12 protein-coding genes and 1 tRNA gene are annotated in these 10,918 nt (G+C 37.8%); 4 read left to right on the top strand and 9 right to left on the bottom strand.

Going from position 1 to position 10,918, the window contains the following annotated elements:
• From UIB65_RS00945 to UIB65_RS00935, 3 genes are all read right to left on the bottom strand, one after another.
• The coding region (locus UIB65_RS00945; protein ID WP_330039282.1) for a ThiF family adenylyltransferase at positions 1-353 on the bottom strand (353 nt) is incomplete at its 3' end.
• Positions 354-361: 8 nt separating this feature from the next.
• On the bottom strand, positions 362-1,528 hold the full coding sequence (locus UIB65_RS00940; RefSeq protein WP_330039281.1) for an aldo/keto reductase: 1,167 nt from the start codon (positions 1,526-1,528) through the stop codon (positions 362-364).
• 115 nt (positions 1,529-1,643) lie between these two features.
• A tRNA-Met gene (locus UIB65_RS00935) sits at positions 1,644-1,753 on the bottom strand.
• Between the two features lie 145 nt (positions 1,754-1,898).
• Here UIB65_RS00935 and UIB65_RS00930 point away from each other — a divergent pair.
• The 4 genes from UIB65_RS00930 (at position 1,899) to UIB65_RS00915 (ending at position 5,158) form a co-directional block, all read left to right on the top strand.
• On the top strand, positions 1,899-3,149 hold the full coding sequence (locus UIB65_RS00930; protein ID WP_296892968.1) for an adenosylhomocysteinase: 1,251 nt from the start codon (positions 1,899-1,901) through the stop codon (positions 3,147-3,149).
• Positions 3,150-3,170: 21 nt separating this feature from the next.
• The gene (locus UIB65_RS00925; RefSeq protein ID WP_330039280.1) at positions 3,171-3,821 is read left to right on the top strand and encodes a DUF2119 domain-containing protein; all 651 of its coding nucleotides are present in this window, start codon (positions 3,171-3,173) and stop codon (positions 3,819-3,821) included.
• Positions 3,822-3,907: 86 nt separating this feature from the next.
• On the top strand, positions 3,908-4,552 hold the full coding sequence (locus UIB65_RS00920) for a flavodoxin (protein ID WP_330039279.1): 645 nt from the start codon (positions 3,908-3,910) through the stop codon (positions 4,550-4,552).
• Complete coding sequence (locus UIB65_RS00915) at positions 4,553-5,158, top strand: hypothetical protein (protein ID WP_330039278.1); 606 nt, start codon at positions 4,553-4,555, stop codon at positions 5,156-5,158.
• A 212-nt stretch (positions 5,159-5,370) separates the two neighbouring features.
• On the opposite strand, the gene fen is transcribed toward UIB65_RS00915, so the two are convergent.
• Genes fen through cyaB form a run of 6 tightly spaced genes read right to left on the bottom strand, consistent with a single transcriptional unit; the run spans position 5,371 to position 10,519 of the window.
• Positions 5,371-6,354 (bottom strand): flap endonuclease-1, encoded by a 984-nt coding sequence (fen, locus tag UIB65_RS00910; protein WP_330039277.1) that lies wholly within the window; start codon positions 6,352-6,354, stop codon positions 5,371-5,373.
• Positions 6,355-6,363: 9 nt separating this feature from the next.
• Positions 6,364-6,927 carry a chorismate lyase gene (locus tag UIB65_RS00905; protein WP_330039276.1) on the bottom strand — a complete coding sequence of 188 codons (564 nt, stop codon included), beginning with the start codon at positions 6,925-6,927 and terminating at the stop codon, positions 6,364-6,366.
• 10 nt (positions 6,928-6,937) lie between these two features.
• Positions 6,938-7,501: a chorismate lyase gene (locus UIB65_RS00900; RefSeq protein WP_330039275.1), complete on the bottom strand. Its 564-nt coding sequence runs from the start codon at positions 7,499-7,501 to the stop codon at positions 6,938-6,940.
• An 8-nt stretch (positions 7,502-7,509) separates the two neighbouring features.
• Complete coding sequence (gene hacA, locus UIB65_RS00895) at positions 7,510-8,763, bottom strand: homoaconitase large subunit (RefSeq protein ID WP_330039274.1); 1,254 nt, start codon at positions 8,761-8,763, stop codon at positions 7,510-7,512.
• Between the two features lie 10 nt (positions 8,764-8,773).
• A complete protein-coding gene (locus tag UIB65_RS00890; protein ID WP_330039273.1) occupies positions 8,774-9,937 on the bottom strand; it encodes a homocitrate synthase family protein in 1,164 nt (387 codons plus the stop codon).
• A gap of 45 nt (positions 9,938-9,982) precedes the next feature.
• Entirely contained in the window at positions 9,983-10,519 is a 537-nt protein-coding gene (gene cyaB, locus UIB65_RS00885) for a class IV adenylate cyclase (protein ID WP_330039272.1), read from the bottom strand.
• Positions 10,520-10,918 lie beyond the last annotated feature (399 nt).

Raw genomic sequence — 10,918 nt, 5'->3', positions numbered from 1 at the left:
CCAATGATTTCATCAATGTTATCGTCACTGACATGCTCGCTTATTGCAGTTACCTTAACATGGGGATTTATCAGTCTGACGTTTTCACAGGCAACTCTGCTTTTGTCCTGATTTAGGGTGGAGGAATTTGCAAAATTTTGTCTGTTGAGATTGGTTATATCAAATGAATCCTCATCAACCAGAACAAGTTCTCCAATGCCCATTCTTGCAAGCATTTCTATTGTTTCGCCACCGATTCCGCCGCAGCCTATGACTGTAATCTTGGCATTTTTGAACTTTTCCTGCTCCTGTCTGGTTACCATGCCCATCTGGCGGGTAGCTATTTTCCAGTAATTGTCTTCGTTACTTTGCATGTTTGCACCTAAAAATGATCAAATTCGCTGCCGAAGTATTCATAAACCTTTTGAAGTTCCGCCGGAATGTCAAGCATTTGGGTACAATATGGAATGCACTCCTTACAGTCAACACAGCTGTCTGCCCTTGAATCGTCATCTATGAGGCTGAAGTACTGCATTGCACTTGCTTTGGGGTTCTGCATCATATGTGCAATGTTGTATTCTGTCAGGCAGTTGATTATGTCCACGCCGTGAGGGCATGGCATGCAATAGCCGCATCTGGTACAGCTGTTTCCGAGAAATGTCCTGTAGGTTCTTGCGACTTCTCTGATGAGTTCCTGGTCATTTTCACTGATGATATCTTCTGTTGAAGCTATTTTGACATTCTGCTTTACCTGCTCCAGACTGGTCATGCCACTGAAGACGCAGTCAACATCATCTCTATTCCATAAGTATTGCATGGCCCATTCAACAGGTGTCCTTTTAACTTCGGCGCTGTCCCACAATTTCTGTATTTCAGGAGGAATGTTTTGAACAAGTCTTCCTCCACGAAGAGGCTCCATTATCACGCTTCCGACATTAACCTCTTTGAGATAGTCAAGTCCCATAACTCCTGACTGGTAATATTCGTCCAGATAGTTCATCTGGGTCATGACGACTTCCCATTTGGGATATTCATCTAGAATTTCAATCAGATAATCCACTTCGATATGGGATGAAAAACCGACATGCTTAACCCTGCCGCTGCTTAGACAATCGTCCAGGAAATCCAGAACGTCCAGATTCTGTACCTTTTCCCAATCCGGAACGGTAAGGGAGTGAAGCAGATAGATGTCTATATAATCGGTCTGGAGTTTCTTGAGCTGTTCATCAAGATAAAAATCAAAGTCCTGCTTTTCTTCAATTGCCCAGGACGGTGATTTTGTTGAAAGCAATATGTCTTCTCTGTAGCTGTTCTCTTTTAGAAATTTGCCGACAAAAGTTTCGCTGTTTCCGCTTCCGTCCAATGTGGCGCTGTGATATGGATATGCTGTATCGATGATGTTTATTCCATTTTCAATTCCATATTCCAGCATTTTTGATGCTTCATCTTCCACAATGTTGTCGTTAGAATCTTTTGTTGGAAGTCGCATTGTTCCAAAACCGAGTCTTGAAACTTCAAGGTTAGTCTTTCCGAGTTTATTGTATAACATTCTCAAATCCCCATAGTTTACAATGATATTTTAATTAGTAAAATATAAAATAGTTATGATTTGAAAAATGTATTTTAAAAAAAGTAGTTTAGATGGAAATTCCTGGGATTTAGGATGCCGGGGGCGGGATTCGAACCCGCGATCTCACGGTATCCCAGGAATAAGTCAGAGCACTGCTTTATTACCCTATGAGCCGTGCGCTCTAACCAGCTGAGCCACCCCGGCATCTAACAAATATATATATTTTTATCATTACATTTAAACTTTTTGTTTTTAGGCGATTTTTTCAAAAATTTCAACAAAAAACATTATATTTAAAAACATGGAATAGAATATATTTTATTATAATAATTTTTTACATGTGATTTTTATGAGTAAAGTTAAAGATATGTCACTTGCACCTGAAGGTGTTAGAAAAATCGAATGGGTTCAAAAACACATGCCTGTTTTGGAACACATCAAAGCTGAATACGAAGAAACCCAACCTTTCAAAGGTATCACTATCGGATCATGTTTACATTTGGAACCTAAAACAATCAATTTAGGTTTAACCCTGATGGCCGGTGGGGCAGAAGTTGCAATGACTGGTTGTAACCCATTGTCCACTCACGACGACGCAGTTGCAGGAGCAGCTGATTTAGGTTTAAACGTTTACGGCTGGAGAGAACAAGACGATGAAGAATACTACCAAACCATTAATATGGTGCTCGACCACAAGCCGGACATAATCATCGACGACGGAGCAGACATGATTATGGTACTCCACAACGAAAGAACAGATGTCTTAAAACACATCAAAGGAGCATGTGAAGAAACCACAACTGGTGTACACAGACTTCAAGCAATGCACGCAGATGGTGCATTAAAATTCCCAGTAATCGCAGTAAACGACGCATACACCAAATACTTATTCGACAACAGATACGGTACCGGCCAATCCAGTTTCGACGCAATCATGGGAACAACCAACATGGTAATCGCAGGAAAAACCGTAGTGGTCTGCGGATACGGATGGTGTGGAAGAGGACTCGCATTACGTGCAGCAGGTTTAGGTGCAGATGTAATAGTCACCGAAGTTGATCCAATCAGAGCACTCGAAGCAAGAATGGACGGATACAGAGTAATGACTATCAGAGAAGCTGTAAAACAAGCAGATTTAATCATTACCGTAACCGGAAATGCAGACATTATCTGCGGAGATGACTTCAAATACATGAAAGACGGATGTATGCTTGCAAACTCCGGACACTTCAATGTCGAAATCAACAGACAAGACCTCGAAGCTATCTCAACACAGGTAAAAGAAGTAAGAGAAAGTATCGAAGAGTTCACCACCAAAGACGGACGCAAAATCTACTTGCTTGCTGACGGTCGTTTAGTTAACCTTTCCGCAGCACGTGGACAAGGACACCCTGCTGAAATCATGGACATGAGTTTCGCAGTACAGGCTTTATCTGCTAAACACATCTTAGAAAACGATTTGCCTGTTGGAGTAACCAAAGCTCCTGATGAAATCGACTACACAGTTGCAAGCATGAAACTCAAAGCAATGGGTATTGAAATCGACTCATTGACTGACAAACAAAAAGCTTACATGGCAAACTGGCAAGAAGGAACCTAATTCCTTCATATTATTTTTTTTATGTCTTATTTTAGATACATTGACAACGGTGAAGGTCCAACCAAATTGTTCATTGGTGGAATTCACGGCAATGAAGGTGTAACTTCTTTAAAATTCCTTAAAAGAATCAATACTGAAGACTTATCCTCTGGACAATTCTATTTTTATAATTTCGATAAAACACCATATATATCAACAATCAAGCGGGAATATTATGAATCCGAGCTTGGAGCGAAAATCATGGATTTGATCAAGTATTTCGAACCTGACTTTTACACAGAGCTTCACTGCTACAACCTCAAAAATTATGATAAGCTGACTTCGATGGAAAGATATAATCGCACAGGCATTCCTCCCCTGATAAAATTGGGCAATCATGTTCTGGTGTCTTCGGTATCTCCATTAATCAGAATGACCTATTTTTCAACTGATACTGTTTGCAAGACTTTGGAATTTCCATGTGTCGAAAAACTGAATCCTGAAATTGTAAAGGAGTACGGATTTGATAGGAAAGCAGCTGTTGAAACCTATGAAAACCTGTTGAAACTGATTTTGAGCTCTCCTTCAAGGCAGCATTTTGAAAGGGAAATGCTGATACGATACAAAGACCAGGTTGATTTGGCAGTCAGATACGCCAAAAAGGTATTCGGTGACGATTTTCCTCCGTACTGATTTCTTTTTTTAATGATAAACTGTTGCAAATATCAACATATTTAAAGCTTGAATGTAATATATTTTATTAGTTGGGGGTGAAAACCATGAAATCTAAAATACTTCTTTTAGCGATAGTTGCACTTGTAGTGCTGGGTTTTGGAATTGCAGAGGTCACTGCCCTAAGCAGTGAAGAATCTGCAGCAAATGACATTCTGAATAAGAATAACACTGACAGTAAGGTACTGGTGGTGTATTTTTCAAGAACTGGGGACAATTACAATGTTGGAAATGTTGAAGTTGGAAACACAGCAATGGTGGCTTCCTATATCAAGGAATATCTGAAGGCGGATTCATTTGAAATAGTGCCTGTTGAAAAGTATCCTGACAGCTATGATGAATGCACCAAGAAGGCATCTCAGGAGCAAAAGGACAATGCAAGGCCAAAAATTCAAAACAAAATAGCCGATTTCGATAAATATGATACAATATTTGTGGGATATCCTATTTGGTGGGGAGATTTGCCTATGATAATGTACTCATTTTTTGAAGATTACAAGTTCGACGGAAAAGATGTAATTCCGTTCAATACCCATGAGGGATCCGGCGATGCTGGAACCTATGATAAAATTCAATCCAAGTTGCCTTCCGCAAAGGTCAACAATAAAGGCCTGGCCTTGGATGGAAAAACTGCAAGAAGCGATGATGGAAAACAGCAGACAGTTCAATGGTTGAAGGGATTGGGTTATTAGATGAAAAAGATAATTGTGGATATTCTATTGTTCATTTTGATAGTGGTGCAGTTTTCAAGGCTATATTTACCACCTGAAATTCATGAGATAATTGGAATAGTTCTGATAGCTTTGGTAATCATTCACCTGATTTTGAATAGAAGATATATCAAGTCAATACCTAGGGGAAGATACAACCTCAAGAGAAGCTCAATGCTCATAATCAATGTTGCTTTTATGGTGGCATTTGCTTTAACTTCCGTTCTTGGGCTTTTGTCAAGCCAATACACATTGACATTTATGAATATTGGAAATTTATCCACAATCTATCTTCACAAGATTTTCGCATATCTTTGTCTGATTTTACTCGGTCTGCATTTGGGCATTAATCTGAATGCCCTCTTTAACAGGTTGGGAGAAAAAAAGATTTCCTATGCTTTATATGTGATAATTATTATTTGCGGAATTTATTCTTTTTTTAAAGTTGATTTTTTAAATCATTTGCTTGGAAATTCAGGTTTCGGCCTGGCTACAGGCAATTTGTTCACCAACTCACTTGAATACCTTAGTATAGTGTTGATGATAACAATATTAGCAAATCTTATTCTTAAAAAAACAGTAGGATGATTAATTAATTGTCAATGATTCCTGTCTAAGGGTGGTGAGGAACCATCAACACGCGATTCAAATAATATTTTTAATAGCGTTCACCATCCGTTTAACAGCTGCTATTACGTGTTTGTTATCTACAATGTGTTTGTGGTGGTAATTGTAGAATAATATTATCTGAATCTGTTATATTATTTGTATATTTATATTATTTAACCTTTTGCAATAATCTAAAACCATGCATCAAGACTTCCCTGTGATGAATTTAAGTTTTTAAGTTTGTCGGATGCTTTTATTACTCTATCTTCAGAAAATCCATGTTCATAGCATAAAAATTCAATGATTTTGTCCTGTTTTGGCTTTTCCCATTTGATTTTATAATCTTTATTTACATTATGGTTCAGGAATATTTCACGAACTTCGTCCAAATCATGGCTTGATTCCTTTTGAAGTTCAGCTATTTTTTCTTTTAACTGTCCTTTTTTAGCTAGCTTTAAAGCGGTTTTGGCTCCAACTCCTTTCATGCCGTCGCAAAAATCAGTTCCAATCAGTATTCCCATATCCACCAGCTCTTCACGGGTTATGTCCAGCTGTTTCAATACATTGTCGAGTTCATAGAATTCCAGATTTCCTAAATTTGAATTTATCGCCAGGTTTCTGACAACTCTCTTGGCTCCAAATAAAAGGCAATCGTAATCCTGTGATGCCACAGCATATGCATCACCATTGGCTACAAGGTATGCTGCCTGCGCTTCACCTTCTCCCTTGGCTTCAATGTATGGAATTCCCATTAATGTCAATAGCTTTTTGGAGGATTCGATAATTTCAGGTGACAGTTTGCTTGACCTCATTGCAAACTTGCGTGCCTTTTCGGTATCTCCCTCAGCCAGGGCTTCCTTATATATCTTTTCGGATTCCTCTCTGATTTCTCTTCTTTTAGCTTGGGTTTCACTTTTAAGCTCCGGAGCTTTTCCATCAAATACATAAATTGGTTTAATGTCTTTTTCAATCATTGAAGAGTTTCTGTACAGTATTCCACTCAAATGGGATGTGACATTGCCGTTTTCATCGGTTAATGGCCTGCCGTCCCTTTGTCTTATGGTTGATAAGAATTGATATAGAGTGTTAAACGCATCAATTGAAACACTTCTTCCTTCTAAGTCTTTAAATGTTATATCCTTCGGTTGTACAATATCTTTTAATTTAACACCCATATTAACACCTTAATCTTCTCTGAAATAGCTTATAGGATATTTTTCTTCGGTCCATATTACCGGTTTTTTGTGGTGCACCATAACATATCTGCGGGTTATCATTAGTTCGTTGGTATGGAACAGCTCTTTTAAAAGTTCGTTTGGCTCTTCTATGGAAATTTCGTTTATCAGTCTTAAAGTTTCAATGTTGTTTTTTTCCATAATGCTTCCGGTTGTCAGATGGCTTTGATGCAAGTCTTTAATAACTTTATCGCTGCATCTGCTTGTAGGTATGTAGGATTTTGCGTAAACCAATGGACGGCCATTTTTATGGACAATAACCTCTCTATGGTATATTGTTGCACCTTCATCGATATCGATCAGCTCTGATATGTTTTCATCTGCCTCTTCCAGATGTTGGTCGAGTACAAACAGATTCATGCTTCCGTATAGCACGTCAAGTATTGTGGTTACTGGTCCTTTCAGTGATAACAGTATTTTCTGTGTAGTTGATAACTCTATGTCGTGCTCTTCTTCCAATAATGCTATTTTTTCTCTTGTTGTATTTGTTATTGTCTCTCCTTTGTTAATCATTCAAACCACTTCAGATATTTGTAAAGTATGAAATTGGAAATGCTTCTTTAATCCACATCAGTACTTTGTCGTTATTTATGATTACATATTCCCGGGCCAACATTTCCTCATCAGTATTGAATAAGTCCTTTAGAGTTTCATTCGGTTTTTCAAGATATATTTTTCTTACTTCTCTTCTTGATTCTATTTTATAATTTTTCAGTATTCTGCCAATCGGTATGTCTGCCCTGATTAAATCGGCGCAAACGTCTTCACTGCATCTTTCCAATGGAATGTGGGATATGGCATAGATTAGGGGCTTTTTGTCCTTATGCATTATGACTTCCCTGAAGTTAATTTCGGTGCCCTCATTCACATCAACCAGTTTTGCATGATCCGCATCGGCCTTTTCGAAATGCTGGTCGAGTGTGGTCAATGTTATTTTTCCATAAAGCACATCCAAAATTGCAGTAATTGATCCGTCGGTTGTCAACAGTATTTTTTGCGTATTTGAGAATTGCTTTGAGTTTTCAGTTTCCAGGTCGTTGATTTTTTCAATTAGTCTTTTGTTTGCTTCGTTTTTGTCAATTGTCATTCAATCACTTATAGATCTTTTGGATTGGTGATGTTTCCGGTTATTGCTGAAGCAGCAACAACTTTGGAATTGGATAAGTATACTGAAGAAGCTGGGTCTCCCATTCTTCCTTTAAAGTTTCTGTTGGTTGTGGATATGCAGACTTCACCTTCGGACAAAACTCCCATGTGTCCGCCCAAACAAGGTCCGCATCCTGGATTGCAGATAATAGCTCCTGCATCTATGAATGTATCGATGTAGCCCAAATGCATTGCCTGTTTGTATATTTCACGGGATGCTGGCAATATCAACAATCTGATGTCGTTGTTTATTTTTTTGTCTTTTAAAATTTCTGCAGCATCTTTCAGGTCAGATAATCTGCCGTTGGTACATGAACCTATCAGGCATTGGTCTATATGTGTTCCCTCAATTTTTGATATGTCGCACACGTTATCGACATCATTAGGGCATGCAATTTGAGGTTCCATGTCTGTGATATCAAAATGCATTTCATTTTCATAGTCCGCATCGCTGTCAGATTTAACTATATTCAATTCGGATTCTTTTTTGCCGGTTCTTTTACATATGTAGTCAATGACTTCTTTGTTAGGTTCCATTATTCCGTTTTTCGCACCCATTTCGATAGCCATATTGCACATGGTTGCCCTTCCTTCAACGCCCATGTTTTCGATTGTTTCACCGCAGAATTCCGCAGTCTTGTAGGTGGCGCCGGCTATTCCGACTTCTCCGATGATGTTCAGTATGATGTCTTTAGGCGCAATGTATGGATTAAGTTCGCCTTCAATTTCCATCCTGATAGCTTCAGGAACCATGAACCATGTTTTTCCTGTTGCCCAAACCATTGCAAGGTCTGTTGCTCCCATTCCTGTGGAAAAGGCTCCGAATGCACCATATGTGCATGTATGTGAATCGGCACCTACAATTACTTTTCCCGGTTCGACCAATCCCATTTCCGGAACTACCTGATGGCAGATTCCTTCACCGTGAATGAAGTTTTTTGTAATGTTTTGGGTTTTGATGAAATCACGGCAAACCTTTTGAAATTCCGCTGAACCTATTGTATTTGCCGGGATGTTATGGTCGAATATGATTGCGATTTTATCGCTGTCCCATACTTTGTCGGCCAGCTTTTCAAAGGTTTTTATTGCAGGAGGAGAAGTTCCGTCATGTGACATTGCAAGGTCCACTGGTATCTCTATTATTTCGCCGGGACTTACTTCATGACCTGCTTTTTCGGATAATATTTTTTCAGTAATATTCATGATTTTGACCTTATTTTTTTGTATTTTTAACAATTTCCTTAAATACCTGATCGTTGATGTATTTACCTTCTTCCCTTTGTTTTTTGACCTGTCTTACAATTTCAATAAGTTCGTCATTACTGACGTCCAGTTCGCATTCATTTAATTTTGCCCTTACCGCTCTGCATCCTGAATGCTTGCCTAAAACGAGCTGTCTTTTTTGACCGACAAGTTCTGGAAGGTATGGTTCATAGCATAAAGGCTCTTCAATGACAGCATCAACATGGATTCCGGATTCGTGCCTGAATACATTGTTTCCCACAACGGGCTTGTTGTATGGGATTGGAAGACCGCTTGCTTTTGATACAAGGTCGGATAATTCTTTGATGTATTTGGTTTTAAATCCGTAATCTTTTCCGTATAAAATTTTCATTGCCATGATGAGTTCTTCCAGGGAAGCGTTACCTGCTCGCTCACCAATACCGTTGACTGTTGTTGATACAGCTTTTGCTCCGGCTAATACTCCGACAATTGAGTTTATTACTGCCAATCCAAAGTCGTTGTGCAGGTGAACAGCAATATCGATGTCAATATCCTTGACTAGTTCCTTTACCAGGTAGTCGATACCCTGGGGTGTGATTGCTCCTGTGGTATCTGCGATATGGACTCTGTCCGCTCTGCATTCTTGAGCTTTACCGTAAATACGTTTTAAAAATTCGATGTCTGTTCTTGTAGCGTCTTCCGCTGAAAATGCAACGAACAATCCGTGGTCCTTTGCGTATTCAACTGCAGTTTCAGACAGGTTGATGGCATCTTGGCGTGTAATGTGCATCTTATGGTCAAGATGTATGTCTGATGTTCCGACAAAAGTGATAATTCCATCAACATCACAGTCGAGTGCAGCATCAATGTCTTCGGTTTTGGTTCTTGTCAATCCAAGGATTGTAGCATCAAGACCTTCATTAGCTATTGTTTTAACGGATTCTCTTTCTTTTTCAGATACTATTGGAAAACCCGCTTCAATTTGATGTATTTTAAACTGATCAAGCTTTCTTGCGATTTCTAATTTTTCATCAAGACTGAAACAAACTCCTGGAGTTTGCTCACCGTCCCTAAGGGTGGTGTCATATATGGTAATGTCTTCAGGAAATGTCAATTCAGTCTCTTTATTATAATGACTTATAAAATATTGCAAATTCATCACTTCGGTTTATATAATATTAATGTATTATATTAGTAGTTATTCATTATTTAAATTTTCTAAAAGTTCCATATATGATGTTCTCTCGAAGCCGTCGGTAACTCCTAATTTTTCAAACAACTCGAAGATTTTATTTTGGGCATCATCATAGTCGCTTCCGTCTTCAAGAGCTATTTCTATTTCCATATATGGATCTAATCCTTCAACATCATCTAATGAGATTTCAAAGTTTTCATAGGTGTAATATTGGCGGTTTTTTCTGACGGTCCTAGCTTCCTTAAATCCGATTTCTTCAAAGATGTCCTTTGCTTTTTTTGCACTTTCAATACTCATTTCAACTTCTTTTCTGGTTTTAGCCTCTGAATTGAGTTTTGGACCTTTATAAGTTATGAATATATCGTTGTTTGTAGTTCTTATCCTTAAAGCTTCGTCGGTTTGTGCAAAATCAACAATCGGACTGGCAAAATAAATGTCTTCCTGAAATTCATTTTTGCTTTTGGCAGCGCCGATTTTAGAGAGTCTTTCTTCCATTTCCTTAAAGTCATCAATTTTGGCTTTCACTTCAACTTCTATCATGGTAATCAACTAATAAGTTTTTTAATATTCCTATAAATTATATATTTCTAAACCATTATTTTTTTTAAAATATTATTAAGGGGGTATTTTCCCCATTGGATTTATTTAAATATTTTATATGTAAAGTGTAATGATAATATCTATTCTGGAGGCAATCATGTGGGAAATACTGTGATGTATTTGCATTTAAATGATTTTTCTAAAAATCTTTTTGGCAAAATTGGTTAAAATTTTTGTTTTTATAAATGTCTTGATGAAAATTAGTAACATTTATAAATGAGTACTTTCTAAATACTGTTTTCAAAATATATATAATTAAAATAGCTTATTTCAAAATTTAAAAATTTATATTTTTTTTATAAATTTTGTCATATTGTTTAAATAAACATACCTTTATAT

It is taken from the genome of Methanobrevibacter sp. (genome assembly GCF_036307625.1).
Classification (GTDB): Archaea; Methanobacteriota; Methanobacteria; order Methanobacteriales; family Methanobacteriaceae; genus Methanocatella.
Note: the sequence above shows the minus strand (reverse complement) of the source record. Positions and strands in the feature narration are given on the sequence as shown.

What these genes read in the sequence shown, in the direction of transcription:
- UIB65_RS00940 (WP_330039281.1), bottom strand. Translation starts at nt 1,528, where the DNA reads ATGTTATACAATAAACTCGGAAAGACTAACCTTGAAGTTTCAAGACTC.
- UIB65_RS00920 (WP_330039279.1), top strand. Translation starts at nt 3,908, where the DNA reads ATGAAATCTAAAATACTTCTTTTAGCGATAGTTGCACTTGTAGTGCTG.
- UIB65_RS00915 (WP_330039278.1), top strand. Translation starts at nt 4,553, where the DNA reads ATGAAAAAGATAATTGTGGATATTCTATTGTTCATTTTGATAGTGGTG.
- UIB65_RS00925 (WP_330039280.1), top strand. Translation starts at nt 3,171, where the DNA reads ATGTCTTATTTTAGATACATTGACAACGGTGAAGGTCCAACCAAATTG.
- fen (WP_330039277.1), bottom strand. Translation starts at nt 6,354, where the DNA reads ATGGGTGTTAAATTAAAAGATATTGTACAACCGAAGGATATAACATTT.
- UIB65_RS00900 (WP_330039275.1), bottom strand. Translation starts at nt 7,501, where the DNA reads ATGACAATTGACAAAAACGAAGCAAACAAAAGACTAATTGAAAAAATC.
- UIB65_RS00930 (WP_296892968.1), top strand. Translation starts at nt 1,899, where the DNA reads ATGAGTAAAGTTAAAGATATGTCACTTGCACCTGAAGGTGTTAGAAAA.
- UIB65_RS00905 (WP_330039276.1), bottom strand. Translation starts at nt 6,927, where the DNA reads ATGATTAACAAAGGAGAGACAATAACAAATACAACAAGAGAAAAAATA.
- hacA (WP_330039274.1), bottom strand. Translation starts at nt 8,763, where the DNA reads ATGAATATTACTGAAAAAATATTATCCGAAAAAGCAGGTCATGAAGTA.
- cyaB (WP_330039272.1), bottom strand. Translation starts at nt 10,519, where the DNA reads ATGATAGAAGTTGAAGTGAAAGCCAAAATTGATGACTTTAAGGAAATG.